The 21888-nt window shown below is 67.3% G+C and carries 22 protein-coding genes and 1 tRNA gene; 13 read left to right on the forward strand and 10 right to left on the reverse strand.

From position 1 onward, the window contains the following. Positions 1-23 precede the first annotated feature (23 nt). Positions 24-1547, forward strand: a complete 1524-nt coding sequence (locus tag MKP08_RS05515) for a DUF389 domain-containing protein (RefSeq protein WP_256970012.1) — start codon at positions 24-26, stop codon at positions 1545-1547. A gap of 4 nt (positions 1548-1551) precedes the next feature. Here the strand turns inward: MKP08_RS05515 and MKP08_RS05520 are convergent, their stop codons facing one another. After that, complete coding sequence (locus tag MKP08_RS05520; RefSeq protein ID WP_241555240.1) at positions 1552-3285, reverse strand: fatty acyl-AMP ligase; 1734 nt, start codon at positions 3283-3285, stop codon at positions 1552-1554. A 116-nt stretch (positions 3286-3401) separates the two neighbouring features. Here MKP08_RS05520 and MKP08_RS05525 point away from each other — a divergent pair, with 116 nt between their 5' ends. The 3 genes from MKP08_RS05525 to MKP08_RS05535 all read left to right on the forward strand — a co-directional run bounded on the left by MKP08_RS05525 (position 3402) and on the right by MKP08_RS05535 (position 5056). After that, positions 3402-3980, forward strand: coding sequence for a RecX family transcriptional regulator (locus MKP08_RS05525; protein WP_306300125.1), 579 nt, complete (start codon positions 3402-3404; stop codon positions 3978-3980). Between the two features lie 90 nt (positions 3981-4070). Beyond that, a complete protein-coding gene (locus MKP08_RS05530; protein WP_215229100.1) occupies positions 4071-4493 on the forward strand; it encodes an NADH:ubiquinone oxidoreductase subunit NDUFA12 in 423 nt (140 codons plus the stop codon). Between the two features lie 2 nt (positions 4494-4495). Next, positions 4496-5056, forward strand: a complete 561-nt coding sequence (locus MKP08_RS05535; RefSeq protein WP_241555241.1) for a DUF2155 domain-containing protein — start codon at positions 4496-4498, stop codon at positions 5054-5056. Here MKP08_RS05535 and aat read toward each other — a convergent pair. Further along, positions 4954-5670: a leucyl/phenylalanyl-tRNA--protein transferase gene (gene aat / locus MKP08_RS05540; RefSeq protein ID WP_241555242.1), complete on the reverse strand. Its 717-nt coding sequence runs from the start codon at positions 5668-5670 to the stop codon at positions 4954-4956. The two genes, MKP08_RS05535 and aat, sit on opposite strands and share 103 nt — an antisense overlap. A 102-nt stretch (positions 5671-5772) precedes the next feature. Here aat and MKP08_RS05545 point away from each other — a divergent pair. Both MKP08_RS05545 and MKP08_RS05550 read left to right on the forward strand, forming a co-directional pair. Beyond that, a tRNA-Trp gene (locus MKP08_RS05545) sits at positions 5773-5848 on the forward strand. Positions 5849-6002: 154 nt separating this feature from the next. Next, entirely contained in the window at positions 6003-6152 is a 150-nt protein-coding gene (locus MKP08_RS05550) for a hypothetical protein (RefSeq protein WP_215229066.1), read from the forward strand. Between the two features lie 104 nt (positions 6153-6256). Here the strand turns inward: MKP08_RS05550 and MKP08_RS05555 are convergent, their stop codons facing one another. Continuing rightward, a complete protein-coding gene (locus MKP08_RS05555; protein WP_241555243.1) occupies positions 6257-7795 on the reverse strand; it encodes a sodium:alanine symporter family protein in 1539 nt (512 codons plus the stop codon). A gap of 242 nt (positions 7796-8037) precedes the next feature. Here MKP08_RS05555 and secE point away from each other — a divergent pair, with 242 nt between their 5' ends. Further along, a complete protein-coding gene (gene secE, locus MKP08_RS05560; protein WP_215229065.1) occupies positions 8038-8250 on the forward strand; it encodes a preprotein translocase subunit SecE in 213 nt (70 codons plus the stop codon). A 41-nt stretch (positions 8251-8291) separates the two neighbouring features. Beyond that, positions 8292-8828: a transcription termination/antitermination protein NusG gene (nusG, locus tag MKP08_RS05565; protein ID WP_215229064.1), complete on the forward strand. Its 537-nt coding sequence runs from the start codon at positions 8292-8294 to the stop codon at positions 8826-8828. A gap of 81 nt (positions 8829-8909) precedes the next feature. On the opposite strand, the gene MKP08_RS05570 is transcribed toward nusG, so the two are convergent. Next, on the reverse strand, positions 8910-9641 hold the full coding sequence (locus tag MKP08_RS05570; RefSeq protein ID WP_241555244.1) for a CPBP family intramembrane glutamic endopeptidase: 732 nt from the start codon (positions 9639-9641) through the stop codon (positions 8910-8912). Between the two features lie 213 nt (positions 9642-9854). Between MKP08_RS05570 and rplK the strand changes: the two genes are divergently transcribed. Together rplK and rplA are read left to right on the forward strand one after the other, a co-directional pair. Further along, on the forward strand, positions 9855-10286 hold the full coding sequence (gene rplK / locus MKP08_RS05575) for a 50S ribosomal protein L11 (protein ID WP_215229063.1): 432 nt from the start codon (positions 9855-9857) through the stop codon (positions 10284-10286). Between the two features lie 2 nt (positions 10287-10288). Continuing rightward, the gene (gene rplA / locus MKP08_RS05580; RefSeq protein ID WP_241555245.1) at positions 10289-10987 is read left to right on the forward strand and encodes a 50S ribosomal protein L1; all 699 of its coding nucleotides are present in this window, start codon (positions 10289-10291) and stop codon (positions 10985-10987) included. A gap of 80 nt (positions 10988-11067) precedes the next feature. On the opposite strand, the gene MKP08_RS05585 is transcribed toward rplA, so the two are convergent. The 4 genes from MKP08_RS05585 to MKP08_RS05600 all read right to left on the reverse strand — a co-directional run bounded on the left by MKP08_RS05585 (position 11068) and on the right by MKP08_RS05600 (position 18098). Continuing rightward, positions 11068-13992, reverse strand: a complete 2925-nt coding sequence (locus MKP08_RS05585) for a DUF2339 domain-containing protein (RefSeq protein WP_241555246.1) — start codon at positions 13990-13992, stop codon at positions 11068-11070. Positions 13993-14370: 378 nt separating this feature from the next. Continuing rightward, the gene (locus MKP08_RS05590) at positions 14371-15129 is read right to left on the reverse strand and encodes a molybdopterin-binding protein (RefSeq protein WP_241555247.1); all 759 of its coding nucleotides are present in this window, start codon (positions 15127-15129) and stop codon (positions 14371-14373) included. A gap of 36 nt (positions 15130-15165) precedes the next feature. Beyond that, positions 15166-16638, reverse strand: coding sequence for an NAD(P)/FAD-dependent oxidoreductase (locus tag MKP08_RS05595; protein WP_241555248.1), 1473 nt, complete (start codon positions 16636-16638; stop codon positions 15166-15168). A 68-nt stretch (positions 16639-16706) separates the two neighbouring features. Continuing rightward, a complete protein-coding gene (locus MKP08_RS05600; protein ID WP_373418069.1) occupies positions 16707-18098 on the reverse strand; it encodes an MFS transporter in 1392 nt (463 codons plus the stop codon). A gap of 120 nt (positions 18099-18218) precedes the next feature. On the opposite strand from MKP08_RS05600, the gene MKP08_RS05605 reads away from it, so the two are divergent. Beyond that, the gene (locus MKP08_RS05605) at positions 18219-18860 is read left to right on the forward strand and encodes a class I SAM-dependent methyltransferase (RefSeq protein ID WP_241555249.1); all 642 of its coding nucleotides are present in this window, start codon (positions 18219-18221) and stop codon (positions 18858-18860) included. On the opposite strand, the gene MKP08_RS05610 is transcribed toward MKP08_RS05605, so the two are convergent. Further along, the gene (locus MKP08_RS05610) at positions 18857-19717 is read right to left on the reverse strand and encodes a glycerophosphoryl diester phosphodiesterase membrane domain-containing protein (protein WP_241555250.1); all 861 of its coding nucleotides are present in this window, start codon (positions 19715-19717) and stop codon (positions 18857-18859) included. The two genes, MKP08_RS05605 and MKP08_RS05610, sit on opposite strands and share 4 nt — an antisense overlap. 69 nt (positions 19718-19786) lie before the next feature. On the opposite strand from MKP08_RS05610, the gene lipB reads away from it, so the two are divergent. Further along, a complete protein-coding gene (gene lipB, locus MKP08_RS05615; protein ID WP_241555251.1) occupies positions 19787-20446 on the forward strand; it encodes a lipoyl(octanoyl) transferase LipB in 660 nt (219 codons plus the stop codon). After that, entirely contained in the window at positions 20443-20760 is a 318-nt protein-coding gene (locus MKP08_RS05620; RefSeq protein ID WP_241555252.1) for a hypothetical protein, read from the forward strand. The genes lipB and MKP08_RS05620 overlap by 4 nt, the downstream gene beginning before the upstream one ends. Positions 20761-20763: 3 nt before the next feature. On the opposite strand, the gene MKP08_RS05625 is transcribed toward MKP08_RS05620, so the two are convergent. Next, a complete protein-coding gene (locus MKP08_RS05625; RefSeq protein ID WP_241555253.1) occupies positions 20764-21867 on the reverse strand; it encodes an alkene reductase in 1104 nt (367 codons plus the stop codon). Positions 21868-21888: the final 21 nt, after the last annotated feature.

The following is a 21888-nucleotide window of genomic DNA, read 5'->3' on the forward strand; positions in this document are numbered from 1 at the left end:
GGCGGGCGTCATAGGGACCTTATATGGAAGCGGCACCTGCAAGTCATCCTGCCGATGAGACCCGAACCTACCAGGCGCGCGTGGCCGTTATAGCGCGCTATTGGCGCGGTTGGTGGCGCAACGTCGTGCTGGAGAGCGTGGATCAGGAAGAGGTGATCGCGAGGCGTCGCGAGGAAGCCTACATCTCCGCGCGCTATCTGTTCATGCTGGCGATGTCGGCCGGCATTGCGGTGCTGGGCCTGCTGCTGTCGTCCCCCGCAGTGGTGATCGGCGCGATGCTGATCGCCCCCCTGATGGGGCCCATCATCGGCGCGGGCTTCGCGCTGGCGATCGGCGACTATGGCTGGTTGCAGAAATCGGTCTATGCGCTCGCTGCGGGTACGCTGCTGGCGATCGCCCTGACCGCGCTGGTGGTGTTCCTTTCCCCCCTGCAGACCGTCACGCCGGAGATAGCGGCGCGCACGCGGCCCAACCTGTTCGACCTCGGCGTGGCGGTATTCTCCGCCCTCGCAGGTGCCTACTCGATGATCCGCGGGCGCGAGGGGACGATCGTGGGCGTCGCCATCGCCACCGCATTGATGCCGCCGCTGGCGGTGGTCGGCTTCGGCATCGCGACGCTCAATTGGACGGTGTTTTCGGGGGCTCTGCTCCTGTTCGTCACCAATCTGATGACGATCGCGCTGGTCGCCACGATCATGGCCCGCATCTACGGCTTCAGCGCCCGGCTCTCGGGCCGACAGACCCGGCTGCAGACGATCATCATCGTGGTGGTTTTCGTGGCGCTGGCGATCCCGCTGTTCCTCTCGCTGCGGCAGATCGTGTGGGAAACGAACGCCGCGCGACAAATCCGCACTTCGGTCATGGAAGGGTTCGGTTCGGATGCACGGCTGTCGCAGATCGATTTCGATCTGGAGAGCAAGCCGATCACCGTCGACGCGACGGTCCTGACTCCCGAGTTGCACCCCGCCGCCAAGCAGAAGGGGGAAACGACGCTGGAGGGGCTGCTGGGCGAGCAGGTCGATTTCCGGCTGACGCAGTACCGCGTGGGCACCACCGAACAGGCGGAACAGGCGCAGCTCGCCGCGGCGCGGGCGCGCGAAGAGGAGGCGAAGGACGAACGGCTCGATGCGCTGGCCCGCGACCTCGCTCTGGTCGCGGGGGTAACGCCGGACGATGTGACGCTGGATCGGGAGAACCGCCGGGCGATCGTGCGCGCGGTGCCGCTGGCGGGGGCGAACGTGCAGACGTTCCAGCAGCTGGAGCGACGCATCGCCGCGCAATATCCCGACTGGACCATAGCCGTGCAGCCGCCGCAATTGCCGCTGCCTGAAATCGCCTTCGCGGACGGTGCACCGACTCCCGCCGGGCGGCAGGCGCTTTCCACGCTGGTCTGGGCGGCCCAGCGCACCGGCGCGCCGGTTTATTTGCAGGGCGGGGACCCCGAGACGCGGAAGGTCGCGGCCGGTATCCTTGCGGATTCCGGCGTATCGGCGGGGCTTGCGGTCGGAGGCCCGGTGATGCGCGCCCGCTGGGGAACCGCGCCCTGATCGATCAGGCCGCCATTTCGATCGGCCTGATCTCTCCCGACAGATAGAGCTTCTTCGCCTTCGCGCGGCTCAGCTTGCCGGAACTGGTGCGCGGCAGGGTGCGCGGCGGCACCAGCTCGACCACGCAGGCGGAGCCGGTGACGGCGTGCACCTTCTCGCGGATGCTCTCGCGCAGGTTCTGCCGTTCCTCCGGGTCGGATACGCGGCAATGGACCAGCACTGCGGCCGCTTCCTCTCCCTGTTCGGTCTCGATCGAGAACGCCGCGATATCGCCGTGGTTGAAGCCGGGCAGCTGTTCCACCGCCCATTCGATATCCTGCGGCCAGTGATTCTTGCCGTTGATGATGATCATGTCCTTCGCCCGGCCGACGATGAACAGATAGCCATCGGCCATGTAGCCCATGTCGCCGGTGTCGAGCCATCCGCCGACGAGGCATTCGCTGGTCGCCTCCTCGTTGCGGAAATAGGAGTGCATCACGCTGGGCCCGTGGCACCAGACCTTGCCGATTTGATGGTCGCCGCGCACGGAGCCATCCTCTGTACGGATTTCGACTTCCATGTCGGGCAGCGGCTTGCCGCAATTCACGATCGCGCGATAGCGGGCGGGGCGCATCAGGTTGCGCCGCGTTCCGGAAAGGCGCTCTTCCTCCACTAGCTCGACGCGGATGCCTTCGCCCGGCGGCATCACCGTGACCGCGAGGGTCGCCTCCGCCAGCCCGTAGCTGGGGGTGAAGGCGCTGGCGCGGAAACCGGCATCGGAAAACGCGTTGACGAAATTCTGCATCACGTCGGGCCGGATCATGTCGGCCCCGTTGCCCGCCGTCCGCCAGCGCGACAGGTCGAAGCGTTTGCCGACATGGCTCTGGCTCGAAATGCGGCGCGCGCAGATGTCGTAGCCGAAGGTGGGGGAATAGGAGAGCGTGTTGCCCGCGTTCCTGCTGATCAGTTCGAGCCAGGCGAGGGGGCGACGCGCGAAATGCTCGGTTTTCAGATAATCGACCGAAACCTGGTTCGCGATAGGGGACAGAAAGCATCCGACCAGCCCCATGTCGTGATACCACGGCAACCAGCTTACCACACGGTCGTTCTTGCCCAGATCGACGCCGGTGGCATGGCCGTAGAGATTGTGGAGCAGCGCCTTGTGCGTCACCGCGACGCCGGTTGGGAAGCGGGTCGAACCGCTCGAATACTGAAGGTAGCAGATGTCGTCCGCCTGCGCTTCGGGCAGGGGGCATTCGGGTGCATCGGTCTGGCCGAAGCTTTCCCAGTCGACCGCTTCGCAATGCTGCCTTTGTGCCGCCGCGCTGACCATTTCGGCGATTTCCGGTGGATAGAGCAGAAGTTTCGGATCGGCGCTCTCCAGCTGTGCGGAAAGCTGGTCGATATAGCTCTCCTTCCCGCCGAAAGTGGTCGGCAGGGGCAGCGGCACGGGCCACGCCCCGGTGAAGATGCACGCGCAAAACAGCGCGGCGAATTCCGGTCCCGTCTCGGCGATCAGCGCCACCCGGTCCTTCGCGCCCACCCCGGCCGCCTTCAGGCGATAGGCCATGGCGAGCGCATCGTCGCGCATCTCGCCATAGGTATAGGGGCGCTCCAGCGCGCCCCGCATGTCGTGGAAATTCAGCCCCTTCTCGCTGCGGGCGGCATAATGGATCGCTTCGGCGAATGTCGCGAAGTCCGAACGGCGCCGCGGCAAGGGGCAATCGTTCGGCGTCGGCGTAAGCGTGGTTTCTGTCATGTGCGGAGATTTGTCCCAGTTGTGCGGGCGTATTGGCACCCTTCCTTCAGGCTCCCGTGCGGTCTTACCCGGCGAAAAACAGGTCCGTCATAAACCTTTCCCATAAGAAAGGAACTATGGCAGCATTATGGCCGATGAACGAGGCAAACCGCGATCGACGGCGTCCCGCCCGGCCCAAGCGGCCACTGGATCGGCCCGGCTTGCGCGATCTCGCCCTGTCCTACGTCGCGCGCTACGCGACCAGCACCGCGCGGCTGGAGCGATATCTGCGGCGCAAGCTGCGCGAGCGAGGGTGGGAGGAAGAGGGCGAACCCGACATAGGTGCGCTGGTGGCGGAGTTCGCGGAACTTAGCTATGTCGACGACGCGGCTTTCGCCAGGGCGCGCGCAGGCGATCTGTTGCGCCGGGGATACGGCGCGCGGCGGGTCGACCAGGCGCTAGGAGAGGCGGGGATCGGTGAGCGGATCCGGCAGGATCTGGAACCGGACGAGCGGGAGCGTCGGCACGCCGCCTTGCTCCTGGCGCGCAAACGCCGCTTCGGGCCCTTCGCCGCCGAACCCCTGGATCGCCCCAGACGTGAGAAGCAGCTTGCCGCCATGGTACGGGCCGGGCACGGCTTTGCCGAAGCGCGCGCCGTAATCGACGCGAACGACGAGAGAGAGGCGGAAAGCTGGGCCGGCGAACTCGATGAATAAGGCGATATGGCGCTATGCCACGATACGCATGGCGGTACATCGACAAGGCGCTTGGCCGCCCGGCGGCGATCCGCTAACGACGGCACCGATATGAGCTTTCTCGGCAAGATCTTCACCTGGTGGAACGGCGCCACCATCGGCACCTCCCTGTTTACCTCGATGCGCGGCGAGCATGTCGGCACCGATGCGCAGGGCAACAAGTATTATCGCTCTCGCAACAAGCGCGACGATCTGCCCACCGCCGGTTCCTATACTGGGCGGGAGCGGCGCTGGGTCATCTACGATGGCGCGAACGACGCCAGCCGAGTGCCGCCTGAATGGCACGGCTGGTTGCACGGCGCGTTCGACGATGTGCCCGAAAGCCATCTTCCCCCTGCGCGAATCTGGGAAACCGAATACACGCCGAACGCGACCGGGACGGCGAATGCCTACCTGCCCAAGGGCGCATTGCAGCGTGGTGGCAAGCGTCAGCCCGCCGTCGGCGATTACGAGGCGTGGACGCCCGGCGAGTGATCATGCGCTGCGCAGCGCCTATCTCCGTCCTGCTGGCGCTCACTCTGCTGGCGGGCTGCAACGAGAAGGGTCCGCCCGACGCCGAGCGGGAGGCACCGGCACCCCCTTCGCCCACAGCTTCGGCGCGTCCGCAGCAGCCTGCCCAAGGTGCCGAGCAGGGCACTCCGCTGAAGGACCGTGTGGCGACGCTCGGCCTGCTCAACAAGCGCAACAACCTGTCGCAGGATATCGAACTCAAACCCGGCGAATCTAAACGGGTCGGCGATGTGATCGTCCGGCTCGCCAGTTGCGAGCGTACGCCGCCATGGGAAGAGCCGGAGGAAACCGGTGCTTTCGTCCAGGTGCTGGTCGCGCAAGGGCGTAACAACGCCGACACCAATGCCAATGGCAATTGGGAAAAGATATTTTCCGGCTGGCTCTTCAAGAATTCGCCCAGCGTCAACGTGGTCGAACACCCGATCTACGATGTATGGGTCAAGAATTGCGCGATGCGCTTCCCGGGAGAGGAGGCCGCGCCTTCGGATGACCCATCGCCCGACGCCTCCGACAACAGCGCGGCATAGGCATCGGGAAGGCTCATCGGCTGCGGCGCGTGGGCCGCGGACAGCCGGTCGAGATATTCGTGCTGCGGAATGGCGACGGCACCCAGCGAAGCGAGATGCTCGGTCATGAACTGACAATCGAACAGCTCGCACCCGGCTCGTTCGAGCAAGGCGAGGAGCCAGGCGAGCGCCACCTTGGAGGCATTGCGCCGCCTGCTGAACATGCTCTCGCCGCAAAACACCCGGTCGAACGCCACGCCGTACACCCCGCCCACCAGCTCTCCGTCCTCCCAGCATTCGATGGAATGGGCGTGGCCGGCATCGTGCAGGGCGCGATAGCTGGCGGCGACGCGCTCGCTGATCCAGCTTTCCGGATGGCCGGGGCGGGGCGCGGCGCAGGCATCCACCACTGCAGGGAAGGCGGTGTCGCAGGTGACGGTAAAGACCTCGCGCCGCAAGGTGCGGGCGAGCGAGCGTGAACAATGGAACCCGCGGATCGGAATGATGGCGCGCTCGCGCGGTTCGACCCAGAAAATCTCCGGATCGTCGCGGCTGTCGGCCATGGGGAAGATACCGGCCCGGTAGGCCCTGAGCAGCAGGTCGATCGGAATCAGCGGAGGCCGCGGCGCATGCATCGCGGTCGCTATGAACGCTCGGAGAGCTTGCGCCAAGCCGGAGCGTGGCGAATTCCCGCTTGCGCAAGAGGCGCGCTATGGCCTAGGGCGCGGTCCGCCTGCAGGGGTGTAGCTCAGTTGGTAGAGCATCGGTCTCCAAAACCGAGGGCCACGGGTTCGAATCCTGTCACCCCTGCCAAATTCTCTATCATCGCGCGTATGCGCCTGGACGACTGCGATTTGTTGCCGATTTGCAACAGTTGGCCCTTGTGCGTGGAACCTATCGGGAACTGCTGCGCCCACCCGTGCATTATATTCGCCGGATGGAGGGCAAACCGATCATGGAGGTATCTATGTCCAGTCTGACCTTCCGCAGCAGCCGCGCCGATCAGTGGACCAGCCCGCGCGCATATACCGATGCCAGTCATCGCCGTATGAAGCACGGGCCGATCCGGCCGATGGAGGAACCCGGCTTCCTCGCCCGGCTGTTCGGCGCGCGATAGGAACGTTCGACCAAAAGCGATGGGGCCGGCACCGGGTAACCGGGCGCCGGCCCTTTTAGCATAATACTCCGCCCCGGCCCGCGCGCGCCTGGCGGCCCCGAAGATCAATACTCCTCGGGCTCTTCCGGCGTCTGCGCGTGATAGTCGCGCCCCGCAGTCCGATCGCCCCGCGCCAGCTTGAACACCACGCCTGACAGCAGCATCAGCGCCAGCAGGTTGGGCAGCACCATCGTGGCGTTGGAGATATCGCCGAAGCGCCAGACCAGCTGCGAGGGCAGCGTCGCGCCGATGAAGATGCCGATGCACCACAATACGCGCCAGGCGATGTGCAGCGTCCTCTCCCCACCGCGAGTCGAACCCGGAATGCGGTCGTAGAGGAAGGTGATCGCCCGCTCACCGTAATAGCTCCAGGTCAGCAGCGTGGTGAACACGAACAGGATCAGCGCCAGGCTGGCGACCAGCGTGCCCAGCGGAATGCCCCCGATCTCGAACGGAAAGGCCGCCGCGAACGCGCCCGACGTCGTCACGAAGCCGCTCTGCGCCGTGGTGCCGAGATCGGACTGCCACACATGCTTCACCGCCTGGCCCTGATAAGTGAAGTCGCCTTCCACCGTCAGGATCACCAGCGCGGTCATGGTACAGATCACGATCGTGTCGATGAAGGTGCCCAGCATCGCCATCCGGCCCTGCTGTTCGGGATCGTCGGTCTGCGCCACCGCGTGGGCGATGGGCGTGGAGCCCTGTCCCGCCTCGTTGGAGAACAGGCCGCGCGCGGTGCCGGCGCGGATCGCGATGATGATCGCCGCGCCCGCAAACCCGCCGGTCGCGCTTTGCGTGTTGAATGCGCCGCCGAAGATCCGCCCGAAGGTTTCCGGCAGGTCGGGCGCGTTCAGGATCAGCGCCGTCGCCGCCATAACGACGTAGCAGGCGGCCATGACCGGCACGATCTTGTCGGCGACGCTGCCGATCGACTTGATCCCGCCGATGATGACGATGAACACCGCGCCGGCGACGACGAGGCCGCCGACCCAGCGTTCCCATCCGAACAGTTCGTTGAGGCCGCTCGCGACCTCGTTCGACTGGATCGAATTGCCGGTGACCAGCGCGGAAAAGAGGGTGCCGAGGCAGAACACCACCGCCAGCCAGCGCCATTTCGGGCCGAGACCGAGCATGATGTAGCTCATCGGTCCGCCGCGATAGGTGCCGTCGCTGGTATGCTCGCGATAGCGGATGGCGAGTGAACCCTCGCCGAAAGCCAGTGCCATGCCGAACAGCGCGGTGACCCACATCCAGAACACTGCGCCCGGTCCGCCCAGCGCAATCGCGGTTGCGACGCCTGCCAGATTGCCGGTGCCGACCTGGCCCGACAGTGCGGTGGAAAGCGCCGCGAAGGGGCTGATCTCGCCCTGGCCCGCGCTCTTGCGGCCCTTGAACAGCCCGGCGAAGGCGCTCCCTAGCTTGGCGATCGGGTAGAACCGCAGGCCGATCATGAACCACAGACCGACGCCGAGCAGGATCACCGCCAGCGGGGGGATGGGAATGACCGGTTCGCCATTCCAGGTACCGCCCCAGATGAAATCGGAAATATTGGTGACCGGCGCGACCAGCCGGTCACCCAGAGAAGCCTGGGCCTCTGTGTTCATGTTCGTGTTACCCCTCGGAAAAAATGTTTCCGTCCCGTGACGGGGGTGACGCTAGAGCGCCGGACCGCGCGCGGCAAGGGTGGCTCGCTTCGCTTGCTTTTGCGCGGACGGCGCATTAGATGCGGTCGGGTCTTCCGACATCGGAGCCTCGCGAACGCCCAACCCGGACCTGTCCGGGAGGGCGCGGCCCCCTACCCGGAAGCGACGAGACCATAGGTTCAACGAGGCAGCGAGTACGGCACATGGCCGAGAGCGGCAGCAAGAAGAAGACATCCCCGGGCGAATTCCTGCGCCAGGTGCGCGCGGAAATGAGCAAGGTCGTATGGCCGACCCGGCAGGAAACCGTGACCACGGCGATTTTCGTCGGGATCATGATGGTGATCCTGGCGCTGTTCTTCCTGGGCGTCGACACGCTGTTCAGCGCTCTCATGCAATGGCTGCTGACGCTCGCCTGAGCGCCCGCACACGCACACAACACGATTAATCAGGGACGATCATGGCACGCTGGTACATCATCCACGCCTATTCCGGCTTCGAGAACAAGGTGCGCGATGCGATCATCGCGGAGGCCGAGCGGCTGGGCCTGAGCGAAGGCGTCGAGGAGGTCGAGGTGCCGACCGAGACCGTGACCGAGGTGAAGCGCGGGAAGAAGGTTCAGGTCGAGCGCAAGTTCATGCCCGGCTACGTGCTGGCCAAGCTGAACATGACCGACGATGTCTATCACCTGGTCAAGAACACCCCGAAGGTGACCGGTTTCTTGGGCAACAATAACAAGCCCCAGGCGATTTCCGAGAAAGAGGCCGCGCGCTATTTCGGCGGCGTCGAGGAAGCCAAGTCCGCCCCCAAGAAGCAGGTTTCGGTCGATTACGAGATCGGCGACCAGGTCAAGGTGCTCGACGGCCCCTTCGCCAGCTTCAACGGCGTGGTGGAAGAGCTCGATTTCGACAAGCAGAAGGTCAAGGTCTCGGTCTCGATCTTCGGTCGCGCCACGCCGGTGGAGCTCGATTTCGAGCAGGTCGAGCTGTCCAAGTAACCCCGCGCGCCCCGCATTTCGCGGGGCCGCCGGACCTTTGGTCGCCGGATTTTCGACCGCCCGATTATCGACCGAACCTGCTTACCCGGCGGCGACCCAGCCCATCTTCTGGGCATAGCCAAGCAGCATCATGACGGTGTCGACTCCGGCATGGGCCAGCACCAGCGGCAGCAGCGTCCAGCCGACGCGGGTGCGCAGCCAGCCGAGATAGAGCCCGATGATGCCGGTCAGGATCGTGCCGCCCCAACCCTGATAGATATGGGGCAGGCCGAAGATGATCGCCTGGATGATTATCACCGGCCAGATCTGGCCCCGCAGGCCGGGCAGGCGCAGCAGCCGGTCCATCAGGAAGCCGCGCCACAACAGCTCCTCCCCCAGGCCCGCCGCCAGCCACGCGACCAGCACGATCCACGCGGCGAGCATCAGCGGGCTGCTGGTGATCCCGTCCATCAGGATGCTGACATCGGGTGTGGGCATGCCCAGCGCGCGCAGCAGCATGCCGCCGACGGTGAACCAGGCGACGATGCCGAGCGCGGATCCGAAGCCGACCAGCATGGTGCGCCCGCCGTTGCGGAACGCCGACAGGTTCCATGCCTCGCCCAGAGCGCGGTCCGCCCGCAGCCACAGCCACGCGACCAGCAGGCCGCCGACCATCGATCCCACCACCGACAGCAGCAGACCCAGCGGTCCCATGCCGAACACGGCCACGGCGGGAAGCGACATCGCCATGTAGGCGAATACGACGGTCACGAACTGAAGGATGAAGCGCCACCAGCCCAGCGGTCTTGGTTGGCTGTACAAATTTGCGTCCACGTCTGTCCCCCGGGGCTTTCGCCGGGGTGATAGCCGGGCGCGCGGGCGCGTGCCAGTGCTTGCTTTTCGCGCGCGAGACGCTATGTGCGCGAACCTTCCCCGATCGATGACGGGAAACCCCGTGCGGAAGGGCCGGCGCGTGTCGGCCCGTTCGACCGCTTACCATGACCCCGCGCCGCAAGATGCGGGGAACAGTGAGAAAGGAGGCCCTTCGTGGCCAAGAAGATAGAAGGCTATATCAAGCTGCAGGTGCCCGCCGGCACCGCCAACCCCAGCCCGCCGATCGGCCCCGCGCTGGGTCAGCGCGGCGTCAACATCATGGAATTCTGCAAGGCGTTCAACGCCGCGACGCAGGATCTGGAAAAGAGCGCGCCGATCCCGACGGTCATCACCGTCTATGCCGATCGCTCGTTCAGCTTCGTCACCAAGACCCCGCCCGCGTCCTATTACCTGAAGAAGGCCGCGAAGCTGAAGTCGGGTTCGAAGGAGCCGGGCAAGACCTCTGCCGGGACCATCAAGATCAGCCAGCTGAAGGAAATCGCCGAAGCGAAGATGGCCGATCTGAACGCGAACGATATTGATGAGGCGGTCAAGATCATCGCCGGGTCCGCCCGGTCGATGGGCCTCGATGTGGTGGGAGGCTGATCATGGCGACGCAGACGAAGAAGCAGAAGATGCTGGCCGACAAGGTCGATGTCGAGAAGCTGTACGGTTTCGACGAGGCGCTGACCCTGCTGCGCGAGACCGCCAGCAAGAAGTTCGACGAGACGGTCGAGATCGCGATGAACCTGGGCGTCGACCCGCGTCACGCCGACCAGACCGTGCGCGGCATGGTCTCGCTCCCCTCGGGCACCGGCAAGACCGTGAAGGTCGCGGTGTTCGCGCGTGGCGACAATGCCGACAAGGCGACTGCCGCCGGTGCCGACAAGGTCGGGGCCGAGGATCTAATGGAAGACATGCAGAACGGCAATCTCGATTACGACCGCGTGATCGCGACGCCGGACATGATGGGTGTCGTCGGTCGCCTCGGTAAGGTGCTGGGCCCCAAGGGCCTGATGCCGAACCCGAAGCTGGGCACCGTGACCCCGAACGTGGAACAGGCCGTGAAGGACGCCAAGGGCGGCCAGGTCGAATTCCGCGCCGAGAAGAAGGGCATCATCCACTCCGGCATCGGCAAGCTCAGCTTCTCCGACGCCGATCTGAAGAAGAACTTCGAAGCGCTGACCGGCGCGGTGGTGCGGGCCAAGCCGTCGGGCGCGAAGGGCAAGTATGTGCGCAAGGTCTCGCTGACCAGCACGATGGGCCCGGGTCTGAAGCTCGACACCACCGAGATCGAGGGCGCGTGATTCGCTGACCGCGCGATCCTCGTTCCGGGGATCGCTGGAAATGATTGAAAGGGGCCGGGGGAGCGATCCTCCGGCCTTTTTCATGTGCTCCGCAACAGCCGCGAATAGACCCAGCCGATCCCGATCAGGCTGAAACCGAGGGCGAGGAAGCTGGCGATCCTGAGCAGTCCCTCGAGCCCGGCGGTGTCGACCAGGAACACCTTGCCCACCGCGATCAGCATCAGCACCAGCGAGCCGATGCGCCAGCTGCGCGTGTCGGAGCGCCAGCCCCAGGCCAGGAAGCCGAGCGCCAGCACGATGCCGAGCAGCGAGCGCAGCAGGTCCTCCGTTTGCGACAGGGGCGCGGCGGTCAGCACGGGGCCGGCGAACAGGTGGCGCACCTCGCTGAGGGCATAGGCGGCGATCAGGATCATCAGCGTTGCGTCGCGCAAGGGACGGGCGAGGGGGAGCCCGCGCCGGCTCGCCAATGCGCCCAGCAGTAGCGCGGCGGCGAACGCGGTGGCGTAGGCGGCTAGCAGGCCATCGAGCAGCGGCCATGGACCGACCGATTGCGCGCGCCATAGCGGGTTGTCGATGCCGATGCCGAACACCGCGAAATGCGTCAGCGCCAGCGCGGCGAACGCCGCGCCGGTCCGGGTGATGTCCCGGTGGCGGGCGTAGCGGATCAGCCCGGCACCGAGGATCAGCAGCGACAGCTCCCATCCCGTCCGCAGCCATAGCGCCGAGACGCGCCAGCCCGCCATATCGACCGGGCCGAGCGCGCGGTGATAGACGATATGCAGCGACACGATGGCGAGCGTCAGCGCCCCGCCGCCGATCACGCGGATCTCGAACGCGTGGGCCCGCCCGCGCCACGCGGCCAGCGCGCCGAGCACGGTCAGCGGCACGATCCGGAACAGCGCGTCGCGGACCGGGGGGAGAGCATGCGCCAGCGGCGGCTCCGCCCACAGCGCGGGCGTTACGGCTTCGAGCCAGATGGCGAAGGGCCCGAGCGCCCATCCGGCCGCGATCAGCAGCAGCGTGCCCCACGCGCCCCCGCGCGCAGGGCTCCGCCAGAGAACCGCTGCGCCTGCGACCGCCACTATGCACACCAGCGCATCGACCGGCACGATCTGCGCGACCGCTCCGTAGCCGATCAGTGCCGCCAGCGCTTCGGCCGCCCGCCGCCAGCTCTCGCGCGTCTCGATCCAGGCGAGCCCGGCGAAGGGCAGGGCGAGAGCGAGCCAGCGCAGGGTGGAAAGCACGCTGGCGGGCACGGAACGCGCACCGATCAGGGGGAGGAGCTCGGCCCCGAAGGAATCCATTACGAACAGCGTGGCGAACGCGATGGTGGCGGTCATCCACGCTGCCGCCCGCGTCCCGCTGGCGGGCCGCTCGCGCGCGATCCACACCAGCCCCCCGGCTATCGTTGCCGCCACGAATGGGAACGCCGAGGGTGGCAAGCCAGCAAAACCGGCGAGCAGCAGGACGGCACCCGCCGCGGCCGCGGGCAGCCAGAGGCGGCGCCCGTCAGCGTCGGCTCGCCAGAGCAGCGCCAGACCCGCGCCCGGCAGCGCGGCGAGCGTGACGAGGCCCAGCGCGAGCAGGACACGCGGCTCCGCCCCGGGATCGAAGCGGAGCGAGGCGACCAGCCCGATGGCTACGCCGCTCAGCGCGAGCTGCCACAGGTCGATCGCGCGCGCGCGCCGCGTGACGAGCGAAAGGAGCGGCACACCGCAGCTTATCGCCGCCAGCACCGTCGCCACGATGGCGAAGCGCCAACCCGGCGGCGCGGTGAGAAGGTCGTTGCCATGCCACAGGGCGAGCAGCGCCACCCCGGTCGCGGTGGCGAAGGCGCTGCCTTCCCGCAGGCGTTCCTCGCGCCATGCGAGCGCGGCGAGGGCTCCCGCGAGCAAGAGATAGAGCCCCCATGTCAACGGGGCGAAACCCGCCAGGGCTACCAACACAGCCAGTTGCACGCTCGCGAGCGCGGCGGCGACGACGCGCGGCCAGCGCCATCGGGCGATCGGCCCCGCGAGGAACGGCACCAGCAGCCCGAGCAGGGCGAGATAGAGGCCCACCGCGATCGCGTCCGTCCGGTCCAGCGTCGCGCTGGCGAGGATCGCGGCCCCCCAGCCGAACCCCCCGGCCAGCGCCGCGAAGCCGAGCCATGCGGCACCGATTCGGCGCCCGGTGATCGCCAGCCCGGCGGTCAGCAATGCGAGATAGAGCGAGAGCACCGGCAGGTTCGCATCTTCGCTCGCGACCATCGCCGGGGTCGCGAAACCGCCCAGCATGCCCAACACCGCGGCAGGCAGGCCGAAGCGCAGGGCGAGCCCCAGAGCGATGGCGGTCACGACGGCCAGCCCGGCAAAGGCCAGCGCAGGCCCGATCAGCCCATAGGCTGAGCCTGCAAGATAGAAGGCGGCATAGAGCGTCGCGAGGCCAGCACCGGCAAGCGCCTGCCGCACCCGCGGGTCGGCGACACGCGTTTCGAACCGGAACGCCGCCTCGGCCCCCGCAAGCAGGAACAGCCCGAAGGCGAAGCTCGCCGCGACGCGCACCGAGGGCGTGAGCATGCCGTTCTCGATCGCCAGCCGCACCAGCAAGATGCCGCCGACCGCCAGCGCGATCCCGCCCGCCCATATCGGCAGACGCCGACCGAACAGCTCCTCGAAATCCACCCGCGGCAGGGTGAGGGACAGGCGTTTGCGCGGCCCGGCTTCCGGGCCTTGTTCGGCTTCGGCTGCAACCACCGACGCGGGCGGTTCCGGGGGCTGGGTCGGTTCGGGCACCGGTTCGGGCGCGAGGGCGAAAGGCGATGCGGAGGGTTCGGCCCGCTGCGGCGGCGCATCGGCGCGCGGCATGGCGGTGACAGGCACGGCCCTTTCGAGCGGTTCCCGAGGACCGGGACCACGGTCGCCCTCGGCCTCCTCGAGCCGCGCGAGAGCGCGTTCGAGCGCCGTCATTCGCCGCCAGAGAACCACCAGCGCACCGCACAGGGCAAAAATGAACAGCCAGACCATGCGGTGCGCCTCCGGCCACCGGTTTGCCGCCGCATGCACGGCACCGCAAGCGCCGGTGTGCCGTCAGGCGTGGACAGCGGATAAGGCGCGCAGCAGGCGGCGCATCAAGGCCAGCGCGCCGGTCCTGCCCGCCATCTCCAGCCATTCGGTATGGCAATGCAATTGAACGTTCTGGCCCCCCGCGACGATCGGCCGGACCACATCCTCGATCGCCGCCGCTCCCTAGGCGTCGCGGGCATGGGTTCGACGAAGAATACCGCCCGCTGGCCATGCCGCCGCAACCGTCATCGCTCCTCGCGCCGGGCTGTGCGCTTCCTGGCGGAAGTCCATAGCGCGAGAGGGGCTAAGGCCGGGTTGGAAACCGGGCCGCGCCTGCGATTAGATTCCGCCGGGGGTGAAATCGTAGCCAGCCGTCGCCAGCGCATCGCACAGGGTGTGGACGCAGCTCGCCAGCTCGTCCGCATCGGTGCTGCGGATCACGAAGTTGGCGCCGACCTGCCCTTCGCGAAAGAAGGGATAGCTGCCGATCTGGCAGTTCTCGTGCGCCTTTTCCGTTTCGCGCAGGATGTCCGCCACTTCGCTTTCCGCGGTCCAGCAGCCGATCGTCTCGCTCTTGAGCGGTGCGCCCCCTTCCAGCGTGCCGGTCAGCGCATCGAGCATCCCTGCGGTGATATGCGGTACGCCCGCCATGAGGTGGATGTTTGCGACCCTTATGCCGGGCGCGCCCGACATGCGGTTGGGGATCAGCTGCGCCCCTTCCGGCGCGCGGGCCATGCGCAGCCGTGCCTCGGTCAACCCGCCCGGCTTGTCGGCATAATAACGCTCCAGAATGGCGCGCGCCTCCGGATGGACGATCACCGGCACGCCCAGCGCCTTCGCCACCGCGTCCACGGTGATGTCGTCGTGCGTCGGCCCGATGCCGCCGGTGGTGAACAGATAGTCGTTGCGCGTCCGCAGCGCGTTCACCGCCTCCACGATCCGCTCCTCCACATCCGCGACCACGCGCACTTCGGCGAGGCGAATGCCCTGCACCTGTAGCCAGCTGGCGACCTGGGCGATGTTCTTGTCGTGCGTGCGGCCCGAGAGGATCTCGTCTCCGATCACGATCAGGGCGGCAGTGAAGATGCGGTCGGCCATGATGTCGGCAGTCTTACGAAAGGACGGGGCACTTGGCTACTCCGCCGCGTCGCGCACGGCCCCGCCGGAGCGGTGGAAGACGAGATTGCCGTCGTCCACCGGGCGCTGGCGGAAATCGCGGCGGTCCTCCAGGTACTCCTGGTTGAGCCGCCAGGGCAGCGTCGGCGCGCTTTTGGGCATCAGGTGCTTGGAGCGCATCAGATAGCCGGAAGAGAAGTCGAAGATGTCGTCTTCCTCCAGCGGCTCGGATGGCAGTTCAGGAACGGCGATATCCGCGCCCTTCGCCCGCATGTTGGCCAGCAGGTCGCAGACATAGGCCGCGTTCTGGTCGACCCGCAGCGTCCAGCTGGCGTTGAGATAGCCGAAGGTCGCGGCGAGGTTGGGCACGCCGGAGAACATGCAGCCGCGATAGAACCAGCGCTGCGCCCAGTCGATCGCCTCGCCGTCGACCGAGATGGCGATCTTGCCCCCGAAAACGAGCGCAAGGCCGGTCGCGGTCACGATGATGTCGGCGGGGAGCAGGTCGCCCGATTTCAGGCGGATGCCCTCCGCCTCAAAGCGGTCGATATGGTCGGTGACCACTTGCGCCCGCCCTTCGCGCACGGCGATGAAGAAATCGTCGTCCGGCACGAGGCACAGCCGCTGCTCCCACGGGTTGTAAGGCGGGGTAAAATGGCGTTCGTCGTAGGCCGGGCCCAGCGCCTCCCGCGTGCGCTCGGTCAGCCTGGCCGCGATCTTCTCAGGCTTGCGGCGCGCCAGGCGAAAGAAGAACCGGTGGAGCAGGATGTTCTTCGCCCGAGTCAGCTTGTAGGCGATGCCGCCGGGCAGGATCTTGCGCAGCCAGTTGGCCACCGCGTCCTTCGCCGGACGCGATCCCATCCAGGTCGGCGTGCGTTGCAGCATCGTCACCTTCGCCGCCGTCTCGGCCATGGCGGGGACGATAGTGACCGCGGTCGCGCCGGAGCCGATCACCACCACCCGCTTGCCCGCATGGTCGAGATCGTCGGGCCAGAATTGCGGGTGGACGACCCGCCCGGCGAAATCCTCGCGTCCGGCAAATTCTGCATCGAACGGTTCGTCGTAATCGTAATAGCCCGAGCCGAGATAAAGGAAGTTCGCGGTCAGTTGCGCGCCACCCTCCAGCGTCACGCGCCACCGCGCGGCATCGCTGTCGAAATCGGCCGCGGCGACGGTGGAGCCGAAGCGGATGTGGCGGCGAATGCCCCGCTCGTCCACGATGCGGTCGAGATAATCGAGGATCGCGGGGCCATCGGCGATGCTCTTCTCGTGCACCCATGGTTCGAACGCGAAGCCGAGCGTATGCATGTCGCTGTCGGAGCGCACCCCGGGGTAGCGGAAAAGGTCCCAGGTCCCGCCCAGCCGGTCGCGCCGCTCGAGGATGGCGTAGCTGTGGCCGGGCAAGCGGTCGCGCAGATGCGCCGCCATCCCGATGCCGGACAGCCCCGCGCCCACGATCAGGACGTCGAAATGGCTTTCGGCTCGGGGCATCGGCTCTCTCCGGTTTTTCTATGCAATCTATCTAGCGCCAGACAGGGGCGCTGTCGATTGCGGCCCCGCTACTCCCCCGTCAGCTCCGCATCGCGCTGCAGCCGCCGCGAACCGATCGCGAACACGGCGAGGCAGAAGGCGATGATGGTGGCGAAGCCGAGCCAGTCCGAATGCCCGTAGAGCCACACGCCCAGCGCTGGGGCATAGACATAGCTCGCCCCGTTGACGGAGGCGACCTGACCAGAGACCTGCCCCTGTTCGGCTCGCGACACGGCCAGCGATGCGCCCGCGGTGAAGCCGGGACGGAACAGGCCGAAACCGAGCGAGGCGATCGCGAAGCCCAGGGCGATCGCGTGCAGGTCCCGCGCGACGGCCAGCAGCGCTACCCCGCCGATCGCCAGCGCCATGCCCCACAGCGCGGCGGCGCGCGGCCCCAGCTTCAGAGTCGGGATCAGTCCCCATTGCGCCAGCAGGGTCGCGACCGCGCCGGTCATCAGCACGATGCCCACCGGACCCGCGCCGGCCAGCGGATCGTCGCGCAGGCCCAGGCGGTCGAGCACCAGGAAGCCGCCGATGCCCAGCACCATCGCCTGCGCATGCCCGCCCAGCAGGCCGGTCAGCAGCCACGGCGAACTGCGCGGATCGGTCCAGCGCAGGGGCGGCGCGGTGCCTTCCTCGTGATGCGCCAGCATCTCTTCCTCGCCATGCTGAACCGTGCGGTTGGACTGCGCACCGCCGCTATTGCCGTAGGGCGCGTCGAAGGCGAAGCCATGGCCGGGAAAGCGCGGCTCGTCGTTCGGCAGGCGCAGCCGCAACGCGATCATGGTGACGAGGCCGATCGCGGCGAAGGCGAGGAACGGGCCGGTCAGGCCCACGACCGGGAAGATCAGCAGGGGTGCCAGGGCTGGGCCGAGCACCGTGCCGAGGCCGAAGCTGGAGGAAATGAGCGAGAGCGCCTGCGTGCGCTGCGCGGGCTCGGTCCGGCTCGCGACATAGGCCTGTACCGCGGGCGGAGCGGCCGAGCCGAACAGGCCGTAGAGCGAGCGGCACAGGGCGAACACGATCAAGGTGGCGCCCGCCGCCAGCGCGCCGCTCAGCCCGAACCACAGCGTCGCCCCGCACAGCACCATGGAGGCGGAAAAGCCGGCGAGGCCCAGCGCCATCATCTTCTTGCGCCCGCGCCGGTCCGATCGCCGCGCCCAGAACGGCGCGCACAGCACCCACAGCAGCGCCGACCAGCTGTAGGCCAGGCTGATCCACACGTCGGCGACGCCCAGCGAGGTGCCGATGGAGGGCATGACCGACTGCATCGCGGTGTTGCCCGCCGCCGTCACCAGCATCACCGTGAACAGCAGGGCCAGCCGCCCGCGCGGGATCCCGGTCTCCGCCAGCGGTGCGGCGGTTCGGGCGGCGGGCGCGCTGGGCGCGGGCTCGATTGGGGCGGGATCGGTTTCGGCCATGATCGGTTGATCCGCTAGGCCCAGCTATTGCGACTGGCAATGCCGCCGCTTGCAATGTCGCGCCCTTGCTGGCACCGCGCCGCAACCATTTTCGACCTGTAGCGGACGAACGGATTTTCCTTGAACAACAGTAACTCGATTGCAGCCGCCCCCAGCCGCGACAGCCTGCAGCGCCGCACGGCCCGGCTGTTCGGGCAATGGGGCGTGTTCCTGCGCGGTTTCATCGAGCATCCCAAGATGGTCGGCTCGATCATCCCATCCTCGCGCTTCACGATCGACAAGATGCTCGCGCCGGTCGACTGGCCCAATTGCCAGCTGTTCGTGGAATACGGCCCCGGCGTCGGCACCTTCTGCCTGCCTGTCCTTGATCGCCTGCCCGCCGACGGAGCGATGATCGCGATCGACACCAATCCGCTATACGTCGATTTCCTCAACCAGCACATCCACGATCCGCGCTTCACCGCGGTGCTGGGCTCGGCCGAGCACGTCGAACGGATCGTGCGCGATCACGGGCACGAGCGGGCGGACTACATCGTCTCGGGTCTGCCGTTTTCCACCCTGCCCGAGGGCGTCGGCCCCGCCATCATGGCCGCGACGCACCGGATCCTGCGCCCCGGCGGCGCGTTCATGGCGTATCAGTTCACTGCCGCGGTGCGCGACCTGATGGCGCGCGAATTCGACGACATCGAAAGCGATTACGAGTTCTGGAACGTCCTGCCGTGCAAGCTCTTCTGGGGCTGGAAGGACGGGGCGGAGAGCTAGAGTCGCCGGTCGCCGTCGTCCGGCGTATCTATGTCGCGGGCGGTGGCGGGCACGCTGACCCGCTCCGCCGCCAGCTGGCGATAGGTCGCGGCCAGCACCGCCAGGAAGAGAACCACGAATACCGAATTGACCGCCGCACCGACCAGCGCATTGCCCACGATCGCGACTTCGCTGCCCATCAGTCCGAAGGCCAGGCCGAAAACCATGCCGATGATGGCCGAGACTATGACGAAGGCGATGAACAGCAGGACGTAGAACAGGAACAGGCGGAGCGCGTTGCCCCGGGTCAACCGCCAGCTGCGGACCAGCGCCGTGACCGGATTGTAAGTGTGCTCCAGCGCCAGCACCGGGATGAACAGCATCACTTTCACATAGGCATAGATCAGCAGGATGAAGGCCGCGACGCCCAGCAGGGTCAGGATGACATGGGACCCGGTCGCCGCGCCGATCGCCGTCACCACCGCGACCACCACCATAAACGCCAGCGCCGTCAGCAGGGACGCGCCGATATAGCTCGGCAGCAGCTTGATCGCGCTGACGATGGCGTCGCCGACGGTCGGCCGCGCGCGATCCCCCAACAGGGCGATCAGTGCGATCATCCCGATTGTCTGGATCAGCAGCATCAGGACGAACACCCACCAGTACTGCGCGTAAACGCCCATCATCGCGTCCATCATGGCCTGCGGGTCCTGGGTCTGCGCCTGCGCCTCGATCCCGGCGAACATCTGCGGCGCGAACAGCATCAAGGCGAGATAGGGGAGGAAGAAAAATACCCCGGCCACGATGGCGACGACGCTGCTGTTGGCCGATACAAGGCCGAGCGCATCGGTCCACGCGCGATTGAGATCGAATTTCATTGCGGGTTCCGCTTCCTGTTGCCTTCCCGCTTGATAAGCGGTCGGGGCTGGGGCAGGCAATCCCCGCTCATGGTTTCGGCCCCCGAAAATATCGAATGGCGCGGTGCGCAAGCGCCCGTGCCCTATCGCGAGGCGCTGGCCGAAATGCAGGCGCGCAATGCGGCGGTGGCGGCGGACGAGGCGCGCGAACTCGTCTGGCTGCTGGAACATCCGCCCGTCTATACCGCCGGGACCAGCGCCGATCCGGACGAGCTGCTCGACCCGCGGTTCGAGGTGGTCGAGGCGGGCCGGGGCGGGCGCTACACCTATCACGGGCCGGGGCAGCGGGTCGGCTATCTCGTGCTCGACCTCAACCGGCGGGGCAAAGATGTGCGCCGCTTCGTCCACGCGGTGGAAGGCTGGGTGATCGAAACGCTCGCCGGGTTCGGGGTCGAAAGCTGGGCGGTCGATGGGCGCGTCGGCATCTGGACGCGCGACGTGGACGGGCGGGAGGCGAAGATCGGCGCGATCGGCGTGCGCGTGCGGCGCTGGGTGACGATGCACGGCTTTTCCGTCAATCTCGATCCCGACCTGTCCCATTTCACCGGCATCGTGCCGTGCGGGATCGACGAATTCGGCGTCACCAGCCTCGCCCGGCTCGGGATCGCGCTTGCGCCGCAGGAGTGGGATGCGGCATTGCGCCAGTCCGCGCCGCGCTTCCTCGCCGCGCTGGAAGGAGAAACCGCATGATCCGCCATTCCCGTTTCCTCGCCTGCGCCGGACTGGCCCTCGCGTTGGCGGCCTGCGGCGACAAGGCGGAGAAGAGCGAAGGCGGGTCCGCCAGGGGCGAGGTGCTGGGCGGCACGATCAACGACGACATGCTCCCGCTCGACACGGTGCGCTCGACCTCCCCGGCGCTGACCGCGCAGCCCGGCGAGGGCGCGGCCAGCGGCGAAGCAACCACCGCGCCGGGTGACGCGACCGCTGAGCCGTCCGAGCCGCAGGCCGGCGAGACTTCCGAAGCCGCCGAGCCCTCGGCCGTCACCGCGCCGGACGAGGGCTGACGCTCAGCCCGCGCGCTGTTCGGCCAGCGTCGGGTAGTCGACATAGCCCGCGGCGCCGGGCAGGTACCAGCTTTGCGGTACGTTCACGTTCGGCGCGAATTCCGCGTCCTGCCGAATGCGGTCGGGCAGATCGGGGTTGGAGATGAAGGGCCGGCCGAAGCTCACCGCGTCGCAGCGACCGCTTTCTACGTCCTGCGCCCCATCCGCCGCGCCGTAATCGCTGTTGAGCACCAGCGGACCGGAATAGAGCTGACGGATATGCGCATCCTGCTGCGGCACATCGGTATTGCCGAACGTCCCCTCCGGCCCCGGCTGGCGCAGTTCGAGTAAGGCAAGCTTGTGCTTCTCGACCACGCGCGCCGCGGCCCCGAAGGTTTCGACCGGATCGGGATCGTCGCACCCTTGCGTTTCGCCATTGGGGGACAGACGCACGCCCACGCGGTCCGCGCCCCATACATCGACCAGCGCGCCCAGCACCTCGTCCAGGAAGCGGGCGCGGTTTTGCGCGCTGCCGCCGTACTCGTCCTCCCGCAGGTTGGTGGAGCGGCGCAGGAACTGGTCGACGAGGTAGCCATTCGCGCCGTGCAGCTGCACGCCGTCGAAGCCCGCTTCCTTCGCATTGGCCGCGGCCTTGCGGTAATCCTCGACCACGCGCGCGATCTCCTCCACCGACAGCGCGCGGGCGGGCTGGTAATCCTTGCGCCCCGTGGGGGTGTGGGCATGGCCGGGCGCGGTGGTCGCGCTGGCCGAGACCGGGGCCTCGCCGTCGAGGAAATCGGGATGGACGATCCGGCCCATGTGCCACAACTGCATCACGATGCGCCCGTCGGCCTGGTGCACGGCGTCGGTAACGGGTTTCCATCCCTCGACCTGCTCGGCGCTCCAGATGCCCGGCGCGCTGGGCCAGCCGAGCCCCTCCACGCTGATGCCGGTCGCCTCGGAAATGATCAGCCCGGCACCGGCGCGCTGGCGGTAATAGGTTTGCATCATCTCGGTCGGCACGAAGCCGGGCACATGCGCGCGGCCGCGCGTCAGCGGGGCCATGAAGATGCGGTTGGGGCAGTCGATCGCCCCGATCGAGATGGGCTGGAATAGCGCGTCGTGCATGGTCGGTCCTTCAATCGGGTG

Origin of the sequence: Erythrobacter sp. LQ02-29, assembly GCF_022576075.2 — a bacterium.
Taxonomy (GTDB): Bacteria; Pseudomonadota; Alphaproteobacteria; order Sphingomonadales; family Sphingomonadaceae; genus Alteriqipengyuania.

Bases quoted from the DNA above. Each gene is read 5' to 3' on its own strand.
- MKP08_RS05515 (WP_256970012.1), top strand. From the start codon at position 24: ATGGAAGCGGCACCTGCAAGTCATCCTGCCGATGAGACCCGAACCTAC.
- MKP08_RS05520 (WP_241555240.1), bottom strand. From the start codon at position 3,285: ATGACAGAAACCACGCTTACGCCGACGCCGAACGATTGCCCCTTGCCG.
- MKP08_RS05525 (WP_306300125.1), top strand. From the start codon at position 3,402: ATGGCAGCATTATGGCCGATGAACGAGGCAAACCGCGATCGACGGCGT.
- MKP08_RS05530 (WP_215229100.1), top strand. From the start codon at position 4,071: ATGAGCTTTCTCGGCAAGATCTTCACCTGGTGGAACGGCGCCACCATC.
- MKP08_RS05535 (WP_241555241.1), top strand. From the start codon at position 4,496: ATGCGCTGCGCAGCGCCTATCTCCGTCCTGCTGGCGCTCACTCTGCTG.
- aat (WP_241555242.1), bottom strand. From the start codon at position 5,670: ATGCATGCGCCGCGGCCTCCGCTGATTCCGATCGACCTGCTGCTCAGG.
- MKP08_RS05550 (WP_215229066.1), top strand. From the start codon at position 6,003: ATGTCCAGTCTGACCTTCCGCAGCAGCCGCGCCGATCAGTGGACCAGC.
- MKP08_RS05555 (WP_241555243.1), bottom strand. From the start codon at position 7,795: ATGAACACAGAGGCCCAGGCTTCTCTGGGTGACCGGCTGGTCGCGCCG.
- secE (WP_215229065.1), top strand. From the start codon at position 8,038: ATGGCCGAGAGCGGCAGCAAGAAGAAGACATCCCCGGGCGAATTCCTG.
- nusG (WP_215229064.1), top strand. From the start codon at position 8,292: ATGGCACGCTGGTACATCATCCACGCCTATTCCGGCTTCGAGAACAAG.
- rplA (WP_241555245.1), top strand. From the start codon at position 10,289: ATGGCGACGCAGACGAAGAAGCAGAAGATGCTGGCCGACAAGGTCGAT.
- MKP08_RS05585 (WP_241555246.1), bottom strand. From the start codon at position 13,992: ATGGTCTGGCTGTTCATTTTTGCCCTGTGCGGTGCGCTGGTGGTTCTC.
- MKP08_RS05590 (WP_241555247.1), bottom strand. From the start codon at position 15,129: ATGGCCGACCGCATCTTCACTGCCGCCCTGATCGTGATCGGAGACGAG.
- MKP08_RS05595 (WP_241555248.1), bottom strand. From the start codon at position 16,638: ATGCCCCGAGCCGAAAGCCATTTCGACGTCCTGATCGTGGGCGCGGGG.
- MKP08_RS05600 (WP_373418069.1), bottom strand. From the start codon at position 18,098: ATGGCCGAAACCGATCCCGCCCCAATCGAGCCCGCGCCCAGCGCGCCC.
- MKP08_RS05610 (WP_241555250.1), bottom strand. From the start codon at position 19,717: ATGAAATTCGATCTCAATCGCGCGTGGACCGATGCGCTCGGCCTTGTA.
- lipB (WP_241555251.1), top strand. From the start codon at position 19,787: ATGGTTTCGGCCCCCGAAAATATCGAATGGCGCGGTGCGCAAGCGCCC.
- MKP08_RS05620 (WP_241555252.1), top strand. From the start codon at position 20,443: ATGATCCGCCATTCCCGTTTCCTCGCCTGCGCCGGACTGGCCCTCGCG.
- MKP08_RS05625 (WP_241555253.1), bottom strand. From the start codon at position 21,867: ATGCACGACGCGCTATTCCAGCCCATCTCGATCGGGGCGATCGACTGC.